Annotated in this window: 16 protein-coding genes; 14 read left to right on the forward strand and 2 right to left on the reverse strand. The window is 50.4% G+C overall.

Features of this window, described 5'->3' with window-relative positions:
• The first annotated feature begins 2 nt into the window (after positions 1 to 2).
• Positions 3 to 1,499 carry a DNA recombination protein RmuC gene (gene rmuC / locus IE054_RS11550; protein ID WP_189406602.1) on the forward strand — a complete coding sequence of 499 codons (1,497 nt, stop codon included), beginning with the start codon at positions 3 to 5 and terminating at the stop codon, positions 1,497 to 1,499.
• A gap of 90 nt (positions 1,500 to 1,589) precedes the next feature.
• Positions 1,590 to 2,312: an SOS response-associated peptidase family protein gene (locus tag IE054_RS11555; protein WP_189406603.1), complete on the forward strand. Its 723-nt coding sequence runs from the start codon at positions 1,590 to 1,592 to the stop codon at positions 2,310 to 2,312.
• A 71-nt stretch (positions 2,313 to 2,383) separates the two neighbouring features.
• On the opposite strand, the gene IE054_RS11560 is transcribed toward IE054_RS11555, so the two are convergent.
• Positions 2,384 to 3,559, reverse strand: a complete 1,176-nt coding sequence (locus tag IE054_RS11560) for a hydroxymethylglutaryl-CoA reductase (RefSeq protein ID WP_189406604.1) — start codon at positions 3,557 to 3,559, stop codon at positions 2,384 to 2,386.
• Between the two features lie 139 nt (positions 3,560 to 3,698).
• Positions 3,699 to 7,106 (reverse strand): S8 family serine peptidase, encoded by a 3,408-nt coding sequence (locus tag IE054_RS11565; protein WP_189406605.1) that lies wholly within the window; start codon positions 7,104 to 7,106, stop codon positions 3,699 to 3,701.
• A 569-nt stretch (positions 7,107 to 7,675) separates the two neighbouring features.
• Between IE054_RS11565 and IE054_RS11570 the strand changes: the two genes are divergently transcribed.
• The 12 genes from IE054_RS11570 (at position 7,676) to proQ (ending at position 19,951) form a co-directional block, all read left to right on the forward strand.
• Complete coding sequence (locus IE054_RS11570) at positions 7,676 to 8,863, forward strand: thiamine pyrophosphate-dependent dehydrogenase E1 component subunit alpha (protein ID WP_189406606.1); 1,188 nt, start codon at positions 7,676 to 7,678, stop codon at positions 8,861 to 8,863.
• Positions 8,863 to 9,840, forward strand: a complete 978-nt coding sequence (locus IE054_RS11575; protein ID WP_189406607.1) for an alpha-ketoacid dehydrogenase subunit beta — start codon at positions 8,863 to 8,865, stop codon at positions 9,838 to 9,840. The genes IE054_RS11570 and IE054_RS11575 overlap by 1 nt, the downstream gene beginning before the upstream one ends.
• Positions 9,841 to 9,851: 11 nt before the next feature.
• Complete coding sequence (locus IE054_RS11580) at positions 9,852 to 11,477, forward strand: dihydrolipoyllysine-residue acetyltransferase (RefSeq protein WP_189406608.1); 1,626 nt, start codon at positions 9,852 to 9,854, stop codon at positions 11,475 to 11,477.
• Between the two features lie 182 nt (positions 11,478 to 11,659).
• Positions 11,660 to 12,505: a 23S rRNA (adenine(2030)-N(6))-methyltransferase RlmJ gene (locus IE054_RS11585; protein ID WP_189406609.1), complete on the forward strand. Its 846-nt coding sequence runs from the start codon at positions 11,660 to 11,662 to the stop codon at positions 12,503 to 12,505.
• Position 12,506: 1 nt separating this feature from the next.
• Positions 12,507 to 14,336, forward strand: coding sequence for a protein kinase domain-containing protein (locus IE054_RS11590; protein ID WP_189406610.1), 1,830 nt, complete (start codon positions 12,507 to 12,509; stop codon positions 14,334 to 14,336).
• Positions 14,337 to 14,518: 182 nt separating this feature from the next.
• Positions 14,519 to 15,391, forward strand: a complete 873-nt coding sequence (gene tesB / locus IE054_RS11595; protein WP_189406611.1) for an acyl-CoA thioesterase II — start codon at positions 14,519 to 14,521, stop codon at positions 15,389 to 15,391.
• Positions 15,388 to 15,927 (forward strand): gamma carbonic anhydrase family protein, encoded by a 540-nt coding sequence (locus IE054_RS11600; protein ID WP_189406612.1) that lies wholly within the window; start codon positions 15,388 to 15,390, stop codon positions 15,925 to 15,927. The genes tesB and IE054_RS11600 overlap by 4 nt, the downstream gene beginning before the upstream one ends.
• A gap of 610 nt (positions 15,928 to 16,537) precedes the next feature.
• Positions 16,538 to 17,617 (forward strand): pyridoxal-phosphate-dependent aminotransferase family protein, encoded by a 1,080-nt coding sequence (locus IE054_RS11605; RefSeq protein WP_189406693.1) that lies wholly within the window; start codon positions 16,538 to 16,540, stop codon positions 17,615 to 17,617.
• Positions 17,618 to 17,835: 218 nt separating this feature from the next.
• Positions 17,836 to 18,510, forward strand: a complete 675-nt coding sequence (locus tag IE054_RS11610; RefSeq protein WP_189406613.1) for an SIMPL domain-containing protein — start codon at positions 17,836 to 17,838, stop codon at positions 18,508 to 18,510.
• Between the two features lie 17 nt (positions 18,511 to 18,527).
• Positions 18,528 to 18,989 (forward strand): free L-methionine (R)-S-oxide reductase MsrC, encoded by a 462-nt coding sequence (gene msrC, locus IE054_RS11615; RefSeq protein WP_229805112.1) that lies wholly within the window; start codon positions 18,528 to 18,530, stop codon positions 18,987 to 18,989.
• On the forward strand, positions 18,986 to 19,285 hold the full coding sequence (locus IE054_RS11620; protein WP_189406614.1) for a hypothetical protein: 300 nt from the start codon (positions 18,986 to 18,988) through the stop codon (positions 19,283 to 19,285). The genes msrC and IE054_RS11620 overlap by 4 nt, the downstream gene beginning before the upstream one ends.
• 9 nt (positions 19,286 to 19,294) lie before the next feature.
• Positions 19,295 to 19,951: an RNA chaperone ProQ gene (proQ, locus tag IE054_RS11625; protein WP_189406615.1), complete on the forward strand. Its 657-nt coding sequence runs from the start codon at positions 19,295 to 19,297 to the stop codon at positions 19,949 to 19,951.
• Position 19,952: the final 1 nt, after the last annotated feature.

Consider the following 19,952-nt stretch of genomic DNA (forward strand, 5'->3'; position numbering starts at 1 on the left):
TCATGGCGTTTTTATCATCCCTTTCCCCCCTCCACTATGTCCTGGCGTTAGCGATCCTGTTATCAGGGGTTGCAGCAGGCTTTGTGACGGCATCACGACGCAAACAGCGCGAAGTAGATGAAGCCCGCGAGCAGGCCGAACAACTGGAATTGACATCGCGTCTGGCATCAGAACGCTACCAGCAACAGCTTGCCCAGCGCGAACAGGATTTACGTGACACACAACAGGAGTTGCGTGACACTCATCAGTCTCAGCTCGCCCTGCAGGAACAGCTTGGCAGTCTCAACCAGAAGGCTGAGCAACTGGTCAGCGTGCAGGACGAATACCGCCGACTGCAAAGTGAGTTTCGTGAGCTTCAGGAGTCTCACTCGGCGCTTCGCGCACGCTATGAGTCACAGTCTACCAGTCTGGACGATCTTAAAGCTGCCCATGAAGAAAAAGTGGCACTGCTTGAGAATACCGAGCAGCGCCTGCAGACCCAGTTTGAAAATCTGGCCAATAAAATATTCGATGCCAAAAGCGAAAGCTACCAGAAGCAAAATAAACAGGGGCTGGATGCGATTCTAAACCCGTTAAAAGAGCAGATTGATGGCTTTCGAAAGCAGGTTTCCGATCAGTACGTGAAAGAAGGTCAGGAGCGGGCGTCTCTTAAAACTGAGATATCGAGCCTGAAAGAGCTCAATCAGAAAATCACCGAAGAAGCCAATGCCCTGACTCTGGCCCTCAAAGGCAGCAGCAAGACGCAGGGTAACTGGGGGGAAGTGGTACTCGAACGTATTCTGAAAGAGTCAGGACTGCGGGAGGGCCATGAGTTTGAGACGCAGGTTTCTGCGCGTAATGAAGACGGTAAATTGCAACAACCCGATGTGGTGGTGCATTTGCCTGATGACAAAGATGTGGTTATTGATGCAAAGGTTAGCCTTGCCGCCTATGAAAAGTATTTCAACAGCGAAGACCCAGGTGTACGTGAGCGTTGCCTGAGCGAGCACGTTGCATCCATAAGAAATCATATCAAGGGCCTGGGCAGTAAAGATTATCATGAGCTCAAAGCGCTGCGCTCGCTGGATTACGTACTAATGTTTATTCCCATAGAATCGGCGTTTTTGCTGGCCATTGATGAAGATCCCGAACTGGTTAATCTGGCGCTGGCGAATAATATTATGTTGGTCAGTCCGACCAATTTGCTGGTTGCACTGCGTACCATTCATAATATCTGGCAGTATGAATACCAGAATCAGAATGCCCAGAAAATTGCTAACAACGCTGCCAAACTGTACGACAAGTTTGTAGGGTTCGTTGCCGATATGGAGAAGATTGGCAAATCCATTGAAGGCGTTCAGAAAAATTATGACGGTGCGATCAATAAATTGTCACAGGGGCGAGGAAATCTGGTTCGCCAGGTCGAACAGTTCCGGGAACTGGGTGTGCAGCCCAGTAAGCGTCTGCCCGACGAGCTTGCCTCTCAGGCACTTGATACGCAAGACGATACGCAAACCTAATGACAGAAACGTCGCGGCGACAGGGCTGGTGAACAACGCAGCAGTCGGGCGTGGGCCTTTTTTACGCAGAGATATACGAAGGAGAAGGCAATGTGTGGCAGGCTGAGTATCACGGATTCTCCGGGCGTCAGAGCGCTGTGTGATCAAATGGAGATTGCGTTATGGCCGGATGACGGTCAGATTTTCACCCGCTTCGCGCGCGCGACTCAGCGCATCTCGGTAGTTTTTGAGCGTGATGGGCAGCGTATTATGCGCAATGCTATTTGGTGGTTACTCCTTGATAAAACACACGATGAAGGTGGCCGCAGTGTGCTTAGACCATCAAAGTATACGTCGTTCAATACCCGCTACGACAAGCTCAACACGCCGCGCAGCGCCGGCTACCAGGCATTTCGCCAGCAGCGCTGTGCAATCCCGGTCCGAGGTTTTGGCGAGAGCCAGAAGACCCGTGAGGGCATGCACTACCATGACATGGTGGTCGCTGAAGAAGGCGCAATGGCAATGGGCGGGCTTTATCGCGTGTGGGACTATACCGATGATCGCGGAGAACGCCGTCAGGCAATATCCTGCTCTGTTGTGACTTTGCCCCCACACCCAAAATTGCAGGCCATACACCAAAAATCAACGCCACTGATGTTGTCCGAGACCGATGGCAGCCTTGATCGCTGGCTCGATGCCGGCACCACTGACAGTGATGCGCTGAACGACTTACTTACGCCCTGTATTCGCCACCCGCTTAACGCTGTACCCATTGACAGGCCTTCTTCACACAACCCCATTGGCGAGTCGTTCACTATTCAAAAAGACAGATAGCCGACTGATTCCCGGTATTGATTCAATGGCAGTGTCGGTGACGCCACCATTGCACTGAGGGAAACGACTGGCTAGCGGTTTCTGCCGTATTTGTCGTGACTGGACACCCAATGGCCAGTAATGACCGCGCAGGCCAGGGAGATATCACCTGCCAGCACGGTAGCTGCGACAATTTCTGCCAGCTTATTCGCTTTGCCCTTGCCATAACAGCCTAATAGCTCCAGGCATTCACGCTGGGTAGGTAACCCGGTGCCGCCGCCAAAGGTTGCTACTATCAGCGAGGGCAGGGTAACGGATAGGTATAAATCACCGTTAGGCAGGAGCTCATGAGAAAGCAGCCCGGCATGGGATTCCACCACATTTGCCTCATCCTGTCCGGTGGCGATAAATAATGACGCGATACCATTAGCAGAGTGCGGGCCATTATACGCCGCTCCGGCCAGCATTGCGCCCATATTCGCCAGCACCGATGAACGGGCCATGACCCGGGTATCGACTTTCATCAGCTTTCGCATCACGTCCTGCTTGAGGGTGACTTCTGCAATAACCCGTTTCCCGCGGGAGTGCAGCATATTCAGGTGCGAATGTTTTTTATCGGTGTCCATATTGCCCGACAGTAAAAATTCACAGTCACCCGGGTAGTTGTCAGAAATCCACTGGCAGGCAGCGAGCGTCGCTTTGCCCACCATATTCTGTCCCGCCGCATCACCGGTCGTATAATTAAACCGGACATAGCGAACCCGCGATACAGACCATTGTTCGAAATGGGTTAGCCTGCCGATAGAGGTTGTGGATTCAGCCGCCTGTTTGATGGCATCGAAATTGTCATCCAGCCAGCTCCCAAATTCCCTTGCCTGACGGGCATCGTCGAAAATAAAGGCAGGGGCGCGCTGCATAAACTGCTCGACCACGGTGGTTTTCACACCGCCACACTCATTAATCACACGCATGCCGCGACTGTAACTGGCAACCAGCGTGCCTTCGGTCGTTGCCAGCGGCACATAAAATCGCCCTTTTGCATCTTCGCCGTCAATATCGACTGGACCGGCTACACCGACCGGCATTTGTACAATACCTATGAAGTTTTCTATATTTCCCGGCAGGCAGGCCGGATCGATTGAATACTGGCCTGTATGGGAGAGTTCTGCGCCGGTATGTTCCTTTAAAAATTGCCGACGGGTCTGGGCCTGTTCGCGACTATGGTCGTTCTGACCGTCTCTGGGGATCCTGTATTTGCCGTTTGCCATTACCATTCCTGTTAGTGCTACCTAGTCGTTCACTATACACATCGCATAGGCAGGATCTACGCGCGACACACTGGTAGGAGCAATAAAAAAAAGCCCGGTTAATAAACCGGGCTTTTACAGCTATAACAGAAAGTTAGCGTTATTTTTTAATTCTGCGGCGCAGAATCGCAACCGGCAGCAGCAGTAACGCTATCCAGCTCATTGAACCGGCAGAATCACTGCTTGGCTCAGGGGCTGGTTGCGGCTGTTCACTTGCTTCGTCAGCCAGGTTGTTGACGGTTATTTCAACCTCTACCGTTTCAGATGTGTTGCCCTGTGTATCAATGGCAACCACTTCCAGCATGATAGACTCAAGTCCAGCGTCATAATCAAGCATTTCGCTGTTTGCAACTGTGATAACACCGTCGCTTGATACATCAACAGCAATTGAGCTTGACGACTGAACGTAGATTTCAGAAACAGGGCTTGTAATAACGTCACTGTCACTGGCTTCAATGGTCCCGATTACGGTGCCATTTTCCGCATTTTCATCAACCGAGAACGACTGTGATGCCACGGTAGGCGCACTGCCGTTAGAGGCAGAGGCTACGCTTGACGGAACAACACCGCCGTTGCTGAAGAAGGTAAAGCCACCGGCTGCAGCACCCTGCAGGTAAGCGGTTTCGCCTGGTGCCAGCATGTCGACTGGGGCGCCGTCTGCATCCACTACGGAAGGTAGCGCACCGGTGAAGGTGAAGTCGTGCATAGCAACCAGATCCGCATCGTAAGGCTGAGTTGGATCGAAGTCGAACGAACTGTTCTCAACACGGAACGCAACTGTTGCAGGAACACCTGTTTCCAGATCACTTGCAGTCAACCCTAAGTCTTCTGCACAGCTTACCATGGTCAGCTGATTAGAGCCTGGTTCGTGCTGTGTAAAGAACAGGCTACCGCTCAGCGAACCAAACGGACGGGTGAAGGTCATTGATTCAAAGGTTGACTGACCAAACGCGCCATAGTTAATGGTCTGTGCGGTGAAATCAAACTGACCATCACTGTTAACATCCACGTCCATGAAGAAGCCAGCCTGGTGTGCAATTAACACCGGATCACGCATGGTAATGGTTGTCAGAACAATACCACCTGTTGCACAGGCGCTGCTTGGGTATGTCTCAATGCCGGCAGAGATGATGTCAAAGGTTTTATCTTCATCAACACCACTGTCTACTGTCAGTGGGATCGTTGCGGTATCCATGGGCACCACACCGGTGTTGGTAACCATACGCATAATGCCATCGTCGGTTACTTCAGAAGACAGTTCAACTTCCGCAAAGCCTTTAGGCAGCGAGTGGTAAACCATGTGCATACTTGGTTCATCTGCACCGCTTTCGGTGAACATCAGCGCACCATCGTACTCTACGGTAGTCAGGCCTTCTGTCCCGGCTTCAGTGTAGATATTGCCACTGTTAAGCGCCCATTCTGGTAACAGGGTAGGGTCGAAGGTTGCTGTGACTTCGAAGGTCATTGTCTGACCAGCAGGAACAGTAACAGACCCTGGATAATCCATGGTCAGGGCACCGGTTTCCATGTCATTAGCGAAGCGCGCTTCGTCTGACAGGTTATAGGTCTTGTCCTCTGTAGAGAAGTTCTTAACCATGATGGTCTTAGTGACCGACGTGGTCGAAGAAAGCGGCAGCGGACCAAATGACAGGGCACCTTGCTTGGTGTCCATATCCCAAGCCGCAACCTGTGACATAGACGCTTTCTCGACATCGACCAGACCCGCACCGATATAGCTGATTGGCGCCATTTCGGTTTCAGGGTTCAGTGAGCGAGGCTCCATGGTCACGTTCAGGTTGGCTGTATTCATCAGCGTGGCTTTAAGCTCAAACGCATTTCTGCGTGGGAACACTTCAGCAAGCAATGCCATGGCACCTGCCGTCATTGGGCTGGAGAAAGAGGTACCGTTGATGGGGGATAACTGATCACCGGTTCCTGATAGAGCAGTGTTGATTTGTACGCCTGGGGCTGTAATTTCAGGCTTCAGACGACCATCAAGCGATGGGCCACGTGAGGTAAAGTCAGCAATCGCGCCTTCCTGCACAATCAGCTCAGAGCTGAATGAGTAGTCAAGGGCACCACCAACCAGCGCTTCTTTCATTGCTGCACCGGATTCAAAGGAAACCATGACAGCGTTGATGGTGATTTCTTCGGTCGGTGTACCGCCCATCACAAATGGTGCTTCGCCAGGGTTATTGTTGGCAACAATAACAAATTCCGCACCCGCCGCCTGCGCATTTTGAATTTTCTGCGTGAAGGCACAGGCACCACGGTCAATCAGCACAGCCTGACCAGTCAGATCAGCCGCGTACGGGTCGCAACCTGTTGCATTGGTCTCTGACTCAGCATAGACAACCGGCAGACTACCATCTAAGGAAAATTCCGCGTCAGCATTAAATGCAGCAGCAACTGCGGCAATTTCTTCCCCGGCAAACGTTCCAGATACAACTGGCAGTGCTGTAGTAGGGTGCGTCATTGCGCCTACAGAAAGGGCATTATCAGTGGTACTTGGACCACCAACAATAAACGGATAAGGACCATCGTTACCGGCAGAAATTGCAACGACTACGCCCAGGTCAACGGCACGGTTAATCATGTCGGCTACGGCGCCACCACGGCTTGTCCCATAGTCGCCACCCAGTGACATGTTGATGATGTCTACACGGTCAGAAATGTCGCCGTCGCCATTAGGATCCATAGCGGCTTCAAGGCCACCTAACTGCGCAGCACCCGAGCAGGTTTGCTGACACACAGTGTACCCATAGATATCTGCTTCAGGGGCAACACCCAGTACTGAGTGCGCTACGTGAGTGCCGTGAACGCCATTATCAAGCGGATCAGGATCGTTAAAGACAAAGTCGTAACCGCCTTTAACATTACCAATTGGCCATGCAGGTGTATCTGCTGTGTCTGCCGCCGCTTCAGCGTAGGCTTCCGCCGTACCCGGACCTCCCATGGCGGCGTGCGTATAGTCGATACCAGAATCCAGTACCGCAACACTGATGCCGGCACCCGTTGCTGAACCAGATTCTACCAGTTGTGTCGCATTGATATATTCGGCACTGTCAGCAATATGAAGCTCTGAGTCATACACAGGCAAAACACTTGCTACGCCTGCCAACTGACGTACTTTCATTACTTCTGACTTTTCACCCTGCAGTACCAGAGAAGCTGCCAGCTTGGTAGTACGTGAAATAATAGTAACATCTGCACCCAGTGCATTGATTGCCGCTTCCAGACGGTCCAGACCATCGTTGGCCTGAGCAACTGCATGCTGGGCATCTACTGAAGAGGTGGATGCTGCGCCGCGCGTAACGTCAGCAACAGATACAGCTGTTGAAGCATTGGCTTTGACCATCCATGTAGTAGTTTGCGACTGACTTCCGCTAAGCGATACATCATTTTGTACTTTTCCGCCCAGGGCATTGACGTCGATTCTGTCGCTGGCTGCTGCGCCGGTTGACGCCAGTGCCAGCAGTAATGCTGTGGTTATTTTACTTTTGTTCATATTAGAAAACTGTTTGACGTGAAGAAACCAAGCGAATGATGTATCACAACACTGCGCGATTTTGTCTAATTGGTTTCGCGCCAAACAGATACCCTCCTGAATTTTTAAGTTCCTGGAATTATTATTTTGAAATGGTCTTTGCCATTTGTGAGTGCCGTCTGATTTACGACCCTGTTAGTTCTAGCACACTTTAATCGCGTTTGTAATTATAAAGTCACATTAAATAACAGACATATTTTGTTACATCTTGTCCGTACGTAGAAAATTATAAAAAGAAGGAATAACAAAGACATAGATCATCAATTAAATCGTTGAGACCGTATCGAACTGTTGGCGTGTTGAAAACGTAAAGAAGTTGCGCAAATTGTTAACGTTGCGCGGTTAAAATTTACATTATTCGTTAAAAATAGGACGGGCATCCTATTTGCTGGCCTGATGTTAGGTATCATATCTTCCATACAGGTGAGAAAGCGAGTAAATAGCAAGGCCTCTTTGCGCACATTGAACTAGCATGTGGGATGAAAATGCTGACCGTGATCAGCGAATAAAAACTATGCGAGGAACGGATTGTGAAAGACAGAAATCACCTGGCGAAGGTGTCGACCACGCACGAAGTCAATATTATTGAAGATGGCCTGATCGATATACCGATGCTTCAAATCCTCAAACCAGACGGCTCACTGCATGAGAATGCCACTGCGCCGGAACTGGATGAAGCCACAGCAGTTAAAATTCATGACACCATGGAATACATCAGGGTGCTGGATGAGCGGATGATTGCCGCGCAGCGACAAGGACGAATCAGCTTTTATCTGGCCAGTACCGGCGAAGAGGCGGCTGCAGTAGGCAGCGCAGCGGCACTTAGTGAGCATGACATGATCATGTCTCAATACCGTGAGCAGGGCGCACTGGCGTATCGTGGTTACACAACGTCACAGTTTATGAATCAGATGTTCAGTAATAAGGAAGACCCGAATAAAGGTCGCCAGATGCCGATTCACTACGGTGACAAGCCGCTGAACTTTATGACTATTTCTTCACCGCTTGGCACACAGATCCCGCAAGCCTCAGGATACGCATACGGGCAGAAAATGGCAGGAAATGAAGCCATCACCATTTGCTATTTCGGTGAAGGGGCAGCCTCTGAGGGAGACTTTCATGCTGGCCTGAATATGGCCGCCGTGTTGCATTGCCCGGTTATCTTTTTCTGTCGTAACAATGGTTACGCAATCTCCACACCGGCCGATGAACAGTTTGCCGGCGATGGTATCGCTTCCCGTGGGCTTGGCTATGGTGTCAAAACCATACGGGTTGATGGCAATGATCCACTAGCGGTGTATGCAGCCACCAAGCGGGCCCGCGAAATTGCGCTGGAAGAATCCTGTCCGGTGCTCATCGAAGCCATGACATACCGTCTGGCTGCGCATTCCACCTCAGATGATCCTACCGGTTATCGCTCTCGCGAAGAAGAAGACAAATGGCGGGCCAAGGATCCTATCCAGCGCATGGCTAAATGGCTGGAGAAAAAAGGCTGGTACGACGAAGCGGCGAATACCAAACTGATAGAGAAATCGCGCGCCGACGTGCTAGCAGCGCTGAAAAAATCAGAAAAGATTGACGTTAACCCCATCGAAGACATTGTGGAAGATGTCTACGACGACGTGCCGTGGCACCTCAAAGAGCAGCTGGATAACCTGAAAAGCCATATAAAGCAGTATCCGAAGGCCTACCCGAAAACAGCAGGGAGAGTGAAATAATGGCGAAAATGAATCTTCTACAGGCAATCAACAATGCCCTGATCACTGTGATGGAACAGGATGAGCGGGTTATGGTCTTTGGTGAGGATGTCGGCCACTTTGGGGGGGTATTTCGTGCGACCAGCCACCTGCAGGAAAAATTCGGCCGCGCGCGTTGCTTTAACACACCTCTGACTGAGCAGGGCATTATTGGTTTTGCCAATGGCCTGGCCTCTCAGGGCTCTGTGCCGGTTGCCGAAATTCAGTTCGGTGATTATATCTTTCCGGCATTTGATCAAATCGTTAACGAAACCGCGAAGTTCCGTTATCGCTCAGGGGGGCAGTTTGATGTCGGCACACTGACAATTCGAACGCCGTATGGCGGCGGTATTGCCGGGGGCTTATATCACAGCCAGTCACCGGAAGCGTTTTTCGCGCACGCACCGGGCATCAAAATCGTTGTGCCGCGCAATCCGTATCAGGCTAAAGGCTTGTTACTCGCCTCAATCCGCGACAAAAACCCGGTATTATTTCTGGAGCCCAAGCGTCTGTACCGAGCTTCGGTATCGGATGTTCCTGAAGAGGATTATGAACTGCCGCTTGGTAAGGCAGATGTTGTACAGGAAGGCAGCGACATCACATTACTGGGCTGGGGAGCCCAGATAGAGATATTACAGAAGGCTGCGGATATGGCGCATGAGGACGGGGTGTCCTGCGAAATTATAGACTTACGCAGCATTTTACCCTGGGATGCGCAGACTGTGGCGGAATCTGTAATGAAAACCGGACGGCTGCTGATCAATCATGAAGCGCCACAAACCGGCGGTTTTGCCAGTGAAATTGCGGCCACGATCCAGGATAAGTGCTTCCTGTATCTTGAATCTCCGATAGCACGGGTGTGTGGACTGGATACGCCGTACCCGCTGTCTCATGAAAAAGAGTACATGCCGGACCAGTTCAAGACTTATGAAGCCATCAAACGTACACTGCATTATTAAGGGCGATTACGATGACGACTGAATTTATTCTGCCTGATATTGGCGAAGGCATCGTTGAGTGCGAATTGCTGGAGTGGCTGATTGCCGAAGGCGAACATATCGAAGAAGACCAGCCTGTGGCTGAAGTGATGACAGATAAGGCAACGGTGCAGATCCCGGCCATGCATGCCGGTACCGTCAAAAAGCTGCATTATAAGGTGGGTGATATCGCTAAAGTTCATGAACCGCTGTTCGCAATGGACAAGGACGATGACGACGACAGCGATACCTCAGCCAGTGATGCTCAGACTGACGAACAGCCTGCTACATCTGATAACGCTGACAATGCCAGTAACGCTCAAACGTCACAAGGTCATGCGGAAGACTTTATCCTTCCTGATATTGGTGAAGGTATCGTTGAGTGCGAAATTGTTAAGTGGCATGTCAGTGAAGGCGACAGCATTGAGGAAGATCAGGCTGTGGTCGAGGTTATGACCGACAAAGCCGTGGTAGAGATACCGGCCAAGAATGCCGGCACCGTACATAAGCTTTATTACCAGGAAGGTGATATCGCACAGGTACACGAGCCGTTGTTTGCTTTGATGGGCGAGGGCAGTGGCAGCGCAGATAACGCAATGGATGAAGCGGCACCTGAAGCGCCAGTTACACAGACTGCTAACTCGAATAGTGTTTCAGCTAAATCCGACGACAAGTGGCAGGACGGCGCGTATGAACCGCCGGTTGCAATACCTGGTCGCGTGCTGGCAAGTCCCGCCGTACGACGTGTCGCGCGGGAAAAAGACCTGGATCTCACTAACGTTGAGGGAAGCGGCAAAAAAGGCCGTATCCTGAAACAGGATGTGACAGACCTTGCAGCATCATCGCAGCCTCAAACTCAGTCGCAGTCTGACCAGGCTGCATCACAGTCCACCTCGCAGCGCATACAGGCTGGCGGTAAACGTACCGAAAAAGTACGGGGCATTCAGGCGGCGATGGCGAAGCAGATGACAGCATCGGTGCAAACCATTCCACACTTTACGGTCAGTGATGAGTTGCAGATGGATGCGTTAATGGCATTGCGTAGCGAACTCAAGCCGGTCTTTGCACAAAAGGATATTAAACTGAGCTTTATGCCCTTTTTCGTCAAAGCACTGTCGCTGGCGCTGCAGGATTTTGCTGTAATTAACAGCCAGTTAAACGACGATGCTACCGAGCTTACCTATTTTGATGATCACAACATCGGCTTTGCTGTGGATTCAAAAGTTGGACTGCTGGTCCCAAATATTAAGCAGGTGCAGTCCAAGAGCCTGTTTGATATCGCCAGAGAAATGAACACCATGATAGACGCGGCCCGCGAAGGTAAGCTGAGCGGCGATGACCTGAAAGGCGGTACCATCAGTATTTCTAATATTGGTGCGTTAGGTGGTACGACCGCCACGCCCGTCATCAATAAGCCTGAGGCGGCAATTGTGGCGTTGGGTAAAACGCAAAAACTGCCACGCTTTGATGACCAGGGTGGCGTCAGTGCGCAGCATTTCATGACGGTGAACTGGTCAGGCGATCATCGCATCATCGACGGGGCGACGATGGTTAAGTTTAATAATCTGTGGATGTCTTACCTACAGTCACCATCGACGATGCTGATGCATCTTCGTTAATAGTTATTGTGCCGCACGCATGTTCGCTGTGGCACGGTTATGACCAGTCTGGCAGTGGGTGTACTGCTGGCGCCTGGTGCGCAGGCGCATTTCTGCCGGACTGGTATTATTTCCTGTTTGTATCCCTTCTTTCACCTAAGTACTATATGACACAGAATAAGACACATTAGTAAGAGTCTGTATTGCTTAGCTATAAACACGCATTTCATGCCGGTAATTTTGCAGATGTATTAAAACATCTGAGCTGGCTGGATATCATCGGTTATCTGGAAAAAAAGCCAAAACCCTTCACGCTGTACGATACGCACAGTGGTGCGGGCCTGTATCAGTTAAACGACGCAGACGCACAGAAAACCGGGGAATATAAAACCGGGATCGGGGCTATACAGGCTCATCAATTCAGCGATCCGCTGGTTAAAAAGTACCTGAATGTGTGTCAGGTGTTTCTTGGCCGTCAACAATACCCGGGATCACCGCTTATTGCCCTGTCCTCATTGGCCCGCAAAGAAGCCGTTGAGCTAATGGAGCTGCATCCGACCGAATATCACTCGCTTAAAGCCGCCTGTAGCACCTGGCCGAACGCCCATGTTCATCACCGTGACGGTCTGGAAGGCATTATTGCGCTCACGCCGCCACCTAACAAGCGCGGCGCAATATTGATCGATCCCGCTTACGAGCAACTGAGCGAGTATACAGATATCGTGAAAACGGTCAGTCAGGTACTCAGGCGCTGGCGTAATGCCACTATCGTGATCTGGTACCCCAGATTATCGGCCCGCGCCGGAAACAAATCCGGCGCATCAGAAAAAATGGTCAACGCACTGGCTGAGCAAGCCGGCGCCGCCTTCACCGCTGAGTTAACGATGACTGACGACAGCAAGGATGCCGGCATGTACGGCACTGGCGTACTGGTGCTGAATCCGCCCTGGGAGTCTGATGTGCGTATCAGTGCCGCTATGCAGGAAGTAGTGACACAGATGCCTGCAGGTACATCCTTTGCGTGTCATTGGTTAAAACGTGCAGACTAAGATGACAGACGCTAAAGGTCTCAAGCATTTTTACATTCCCGAAGAGCAATCTATTTATCTGCTCTCCCACGCTGATGCCAAGAAACTCAAAGACTGGGTATCGCTGTGTACTGAACAGCTTGCCTGGCTGGGTTATCGCGATATTGAGCTGCTTGGAAAAGGTGCGTTTGGCTTTGCCTTTGCCGGCAACGCACCTAATGGCAATAGCCGGGTTTTTAAATTTTCCCGTATTAACTTACCCCAGCATATTCAGGACCGGCTGGAGGAAGAGGCTTTTATGCTTGGCCATGTAGCGCATCCTCTGGTGCCGGCACTGGTTGAGTTCCAGCAAATTGGCCGTCAGGCCATTTTGGTGATGGAGCGGGCAATGGGGGAGGATCTGGAAAAAGTCAGTCTCAATATGGGGCCCCTGCCACCGCGGCTGGTCGTCAGCATTGCTGTACAGATTGGTGAAGTATTACAGACATTTCGCCGCTACACGGAAAATGGTGAGCGTAAGCCGCTGGTACATGGCGATATTAAACCTTCGAATCTGGTATGGGATGCCGACACAGAGACGGTACGGCTGATTGACTGGGGGTCGTCGGTTTTCGCTCAGACTGACGAAGACGGCCACTATGTTGGCAATAATGTCATGGATCTGATGTCAGGCGAACTGCATCAAACCAATGCGCGGCTTGGCGATGTGTATTTTATTGGAGAAGAACAGCTAAACGGCGCGCTGTCTTCTCCACGGTTTGATGAACAGGGGCTGGCCAGCACGCTGTATGCGCTGGCGTCCGGGCAGTCGAGTCGCTATGGTCGCAAAGTCATCACCCCCTTGTCGCTGGGTTTGCCCAAAATGCTGGCGCAGACGCTGGATTATATGCTCAGTGACGATCCCAGGCGTCGGCGACAGGGCGGAGATTACTTTTTCAATAATCTGCATGTGCTTAAACAACTGGTTTTTACTTCTGACAGCCCGCCAGTCTACCAGGCGGCAATACCCACCTGGGTCGCCCGCAGTAATAAAGAAATAGAGACGGTTGTTTACAGTTCGAGAAAGTCATTTTTGCGTCAGCAGTCAGATGAAGCTGAAGCGGAGCTTAAATATATCGACGATGCCCAGTTTGACCGCTATTACAAAAATTATTTGCAGGGTATGGGCGAGACAGAAAAAGGATTTGTCGCAGCGGTTAGCCGACTTGGACGCTACCCGGTCGTTGGCGGAATGGCTATACGGTGGGCACCGGATGGCATCTATGTGGACTCCAGTCTTAACCTTTATGATGCATCGCTAAAACCGGCTTTTGAAATGGCGGTTAACAGCGTGATTGAGCTGGCACGTGCTATCCACAGAAACGGTATTTTTAAGTGCTGCATGTTCAATGCGAAAGATACGATTCATATTGAGCGTGAAAACGAACAAGCGCCGTTTGTACCTGAACCTCACTGTCAGTTACCGTTTGAAAAGTCGGCAACGTCGGTGCCGGTTGATGACAGTCGCACGCATTCCTATTTTGAAGATGGTGAAGATCCGGATGAGTTGCTTAAACTGCCTGAAGGCATGATTGCGACGCTTGAAGAGTTAAATACTATTCATCACACGGGGTGTATCATTTTCGAAGCATTGCCGACACACCTGAAAATACACAGTTACTATATGCTGCTTGACCACGCGCAGGAATCCCGGTTTAGTGATTTGCTGGAACAACTGGTAAAGCATGTGCCTGCGATTTCCGGTCTCGGTATTTCTGGCTTTATGAAACTGCCTTATAAAGATACCCGTTATTTCACCCATTGCGCGCAGCTTCCGGAGAAATACTACCCGCGGAATCCCAGAGCAGGTTAACTGCAAAATTATATACAAGCAGTGCGCCTTTTATGGCGCGGCGCGGGTACATATAATGTAATGACGGTCAAAAGGCGGCGTTGCGCACGCTGTGCGCATTATATAGAGGGTGGTAACACGGCTGAAAAAACTGGCCAGTGATTAACCGCCTGCTTTGCAAAAATAAGAGGAAAAACAGATCCATGTCAGAGGTCAAACTTGCATCACTATTTGAACTTGAAACCATTGAGAAGGGCTTATTTCGCGGACAAAGCTGGGATCTGGGCTTTCGTGCACTGTTTGGCGGTCAGGTACTGGGACAGGCGTTAAGCGCCGCCTATCAGACGGTAGAAGCAGGCCGCGTGGCACATTCTTTCCACACCTATTTTTTATTACCCGGTGATGCACAAAAGCCCGTGGTATATGACGTTGAAGTTGTCAGGGATGGCAGAAGCTTTTCAGCAAGGCGTGTAAAAGCGATTCAGGATGGTAAGAATATCTTTTATATGACAGCGTCATTTCAGGCTCCCGAAGAGGGTATGCATCACCAGCATGCGCAAATGCCGGATGTGCCGCCTCCGCACGAGGTTGAATCCGATATAACATTTTATGAAGACAATTTTGATAAAATTGCCAAACCGATGCGCGAAGCGCTGTCATACCATCGGCCCGTCGATATTCGTACCATTGATGCGGCAACCAGCTACAAAGCCAGGAAGCGACCACCAGTCCGGCATATCTGGATGCGCTCAAGAGATACCATGCAAGACACCGCGAATTTACATCAGGCCTCGCTGGCTTATGCCTCTGATTATCACTTTCTGAGTACCTCGCTGCAACCTCACGGAATAGCAGTGACGGACAAAAGTCTGCGTATCGCCACCATTGACCATGCCATGTGGTTTCACCGTCCTGTTAACCTTAACGACTGGTTATTATACGCCATGGAAAGTCCGTTTAGTGGCAATGCCCGTGGCGTTGTCCGTGGTCAGATATTTAACCAGCAAGGTGAACTGGTTGCATCGACTATGCAGGAGGGACTCATGCGTCAGTTACCAGAGGAGTCGCTATCATGATTTACCGTTTAGATGACGTCACGCCGAAAATTGGCAGTGGTGTTTATATTGCGCCTGGTGCTCACGTCATCGGAGATATCCGTCTCGGGGACAATGCCAGCGTATGGTTTAACGCTGTGATCCGTGGTGACGAACATCATATCGATATTGGCAAAGACAGCAATGTTCAGGATGGTGCCGTGTTGCATACGGATGCCGGCGTACCGCTTACGCTGGGTGAGGGCGTCACAGTAGGGCACAAAGCAATGCTGCATGGTTGTGAGGTTGGCCGCTTTACCCTTATTGGGATCAATGCTGTTGTGTTAAATGGTGCCAGAATAGGCAACTATTGTGTTATCGGGGCGAACGCGCTGGTCACTGAAGATATGACCATCCCAGATTATTCTCTGGTGATGGGGACACCTGCAAAAGTTGTAAAAACACTGGACGAGGGTGTTAAACCTAAGCTGGAGGGGTCTGCGGCACATTATGTTGCCAATGCGAGGCGATTTGCTTCGGGTTTACATGCTGCATCCGATCCAGCCGCGTTTGTCTGAGTGCTGCGTTACGTAGTGAAAAAGCGCCAGCGCAATGGGAATCTGCCCGGATTGGTGCTGGTTCCCACATTCGTGTGTTGCCGGCTTCATCTTTAAGCAGGGAAAATTGATGGCAGCTGACATAGCGCGGCGTGCAGCGATGTTTAGCATTTTCTTTGGGGATAAAAAATGCCCAGAACAAATGTTCCGGGCCTAGGGGAATGGCTCATTGCTGAGCCGTGCGCTAACTTTTGCGAGGGAGAAGTTTCATGCAAAATTTTTTACAACGGACAGTAATAATAGATCACATTTGTTTATTTTATAAACAATTATTTTGTGAAATTTCCCTTACATCAAATCTATTCGCTAACGTTATATGATTTTAATCGTAAATTCAAAGCCTTCTGACTGGTCCGAGGTTTGCGAATAAAGTAGTCTGAGTTACTCACCGTTCTTGCACACATCATGCACTGAGTTATCCACAACCCTCTCCCGTTTAATATTCATTGTATTTATGTTCAGCACAGTGCCTTGTTGTCAGTGGTTATCTTGGCGACAATGGAGACATTGACAAATCGCAAAGGAAGTATCTATGCAATATTCCACGTTTATCCCTGAACAACGCACACTAATGGGCCCTGGCCCGTCAGATGTCAGCCCGAGGGTATTAAACGCACTGGCACGCAGTACGCTCGGCCACCTTGACCCATCTTTCATTGGGCTGATGGACGAAATTAAAGCGCTACTGCAGTATGCGTTTAAAACCCAGAATGCACTGACAATGCCCGTTTCAGCACCAGGCTCAGCAGGCATGGAAGCCTGTTTTGCCAACCTCGTAGAGCCCGGTGACAAAGTTGCAGTTTGTGTAAACGGCGTATTTGGTAAACGCATGGTAGAAAACGTGGTGCGCTGCGGTGGTGAAGCCGTTGTTATTGAAGATGACTGGGGGCAGCAGACTGATCTGGATAAGGTTGATGCCGCACTTAGTGCAGACCCTGCGATAAAAATCCTTGCGTTTGTGCATGCAGAGACGTCAACCGGTGTACGCAACGATGCACAGGCATTGTGCCAGCTGGCAAAAAAATATAAGTGCCTGAGTCTGGTTGATGCCGTGACATCCCTTGGCGGCATTGAAGTTGATGTTGATGGCTGGGGTATTGATGCTATTTATTCTGGCTCGCAGAAGTGCCTGAGTTGTGTGCCAGGCTTATCGCCTGTGTCATTCAGCCCAAAAGCCGTAGAGGTGATTCAGGCACGCACGCATCCCGTGCAAAGCTGGTTTTTGGATATGAACCTGATTGTTGGTTACTGGGGCAAAGGCGGTAAGCGGGCTTATCACCACACGGCGCCGGTAAACAGTTTATATGCACTGCACGAGTCTTTGCTGATGCTGCATGAAGAAGGGCTGGAAAATGCGTGGCAACGACACGCAGATGGCCATCGGCAGCTGGCGCAGGGGCTTTCTTCGCTGGGGCTCGATATGGCTGTAGACGAAGCCTTCCGGCTGCCACAGTTAAATGTGGTGCGCATACCTGACGGTGTAGATGATGCAGATGTCAGAGGCCGGTTGCTTAACGAGTTTAACCTGGAAATAGGTGCGGGGCTGGGCGAGTTTGCCGGCAATGTGTGGCGCATTGGCCTGATGGGACATGCCTGCAAAGCCCGTAATATTGATCATTGTGTCGCCAGCCTTGGGAAAGTCATAAACTGATTGGCTAAGGCGCATTAACCCACCGGTCCAGGTTTGCGGTGATCACAGCGCGTGCCAATGTAACGTCTCTGATCACCGTGACCTTCGAAACATCTTCCCAGGTCAAGCTCCTGCAATGCCAGCCTTTTTTCACGCGTGTTAATCTTAAGTTCATCTACGCTGTGTAATCATAATGTCAGACTTTTTTTGCATTCTTCTTTAGAAAATGGGTTAGCTAAATGAAACAAATATTATTCGTTGTTATTTCTCTGGTTTTTAGTATCAGCGCAACTGCGCAGCAGCAAACGGTTATTGAGGTCAATGGGCAGGGGGCGGTGAACACGGTCCCCGACGGCTTTGTGCTTGAGGTTGTGCTGGAGGAAAAAGGTGAAACGGTGTCTAAACTAAATCAGGCACTTCAGCACGAACTTACGCAGGTTGTCGATTTTCTCCTTGAGCAGGGTGTAGAAAAAGCCCATATTCAGTCCATGCAGGTAAGGTTGCAGCCCAACTACGTCTCAACGCCAAATGGCAGAGAGCCGCAGGGGTTTGTGCTTGCCAGAGAGGTACGTATCACTCAGCAGTCGATTACTACGTTCGATGCAATTATCGATGGTATTTTACAGCGCGGGGTTGATCGGATTAACAAATTCCGGTTTACCTCCAGCGAAGAGGCAAGCGCGTATGAACGCGCATTGGTGCTGGCAGTAAAAGACGCAAAGTCACGTGCGGCGCTGATGGCCAAAGAGCTGGGCGTCACTCTTGGCGAGGTGGTTGCAATCTCTGAAAGGGGTGGCAATATGCCCGCACCTGTGATGCGCGCAGAAATGATGATGAAAGATTCATCACCATCTATGCCGGGTCAGACCCAGACAAGCGCGCAAGTCAACGTGCGGTTTGCAATTAACCAATAGTGAAAAAAGAGGCAGTATTGAAACAACAGGATTATAAAACGCTCATCGGTCAGGCTCAGAGCCTTATCACCGGTGAGCACGATCTCATCGCGAATATGGCGAATATCAGTGCGTTACTGTTTAACCAGCTTGAACATGTCAACTGGGCGGGCTTTTATTTATTTAAAGAAGAGCAACTGGTGCTGGGGCCGTTTCAGGGGCAGCCCGCCTGTATCCGTATTCCCATGGGACAAGGGGTCTGTGGTACGGCCGCTGCGCAACGGCAGACGCAGGTCGTTGCCGATGTTCATGCTTTTGCCGGGCATATTGCGTGTGATGCCGCGTCAAATTCAGAAATTGTTATTCCACTGATTAAGGACAACGCACTGATTGGCGTGCTGGATATTGACAGCCCTGAGTTCGGTCGCTTCGACGATGAGGATAAAGCAGGTCTGACTGCAATTTGTGACGCCCTTATTACAAGCATACAACCATCATGAAGCACAGCGTTGACATCCACGTGGTGCTGGCTACCATCAATGACATGGAGGATTTTCATGATGATCCCGAAGAGGCCAGCGAACGTTTGAATTTTATCCTGCACGCTATTTATGATCGTGCTGATGACGATATTGAAACCTTACGTCTTGAAAAACTTCTGCATTTTGCCTGGGAAACCTGGCACGAAGACCAGAGTTTATCGGAAATTGATGATGACGAATTGCTCGACTGGGTTGACCACGCGCTGGCAACTTGGGATGATGCGGATAATAATGATCATCCAGACCAACCTTAGATAGCATTAATGGAATCACCACAGAAGTTTAATAATAGTAAGGAAGTCATTGCCTTTCTTGCAGAATCATTCCCTCACTGTTTCTCAGTTGAAGGTGACGCCCGCCCGTTAAAAATCGGTATTTTTCAGGATTTGGCGGCGCGCCTTGAAGACGATGAGCGTGTAAGCAAGACAATGCTTCGTTCGACACTTCGTCACTATACGAACAGCTGGCGCTACCTGTACAGTATCAAAGAGGGCGAATATCGTGTCGACCTGGACGGCAACAATGACGAGGTCATTGAAAAAGAACATGCCGAACATGCGAAGCAACAACTGGAAGAAAGTAAAGCGAAAGCCGCTGAAAAGCGCAAAGCGCGACAGCAGCAGGCTAAAGCAGAAGGAAAGGACGGCGCGAGGCGAAGCAACAATAAACCCGCGGGCCGTAAGCCGTCTAAAAACGGAACTAAATCGCAAAATAACAGACCAAGTAAGACACCGCCTCCTAAATTGACAGAAGCGGACATAACGCGTGGTACACAAGTAACAGTTAAGCTGGGCAAAGCACCAATGCCTGCTGTTATCACTGATGTCGCCAAAGATGGTATCCATGTACAGCTCGACACTGGCATGGTTGTTAAAGTCAATTCAGAGGCTTTACGTTTGGCACGTTCCAAGAGGTCGTAAT

The sequence above is a fragment of the Alteromonas halophila genome, from assembly GCF_014651815.1.
In the GTDB taxonomy this organism is placed as follows: Bacteria; Pseudomonadota; Gammaproteobacteria; order Enterobacterales; family Alteromonadaceae; genus Alteromonas; species Alteromonas halophila.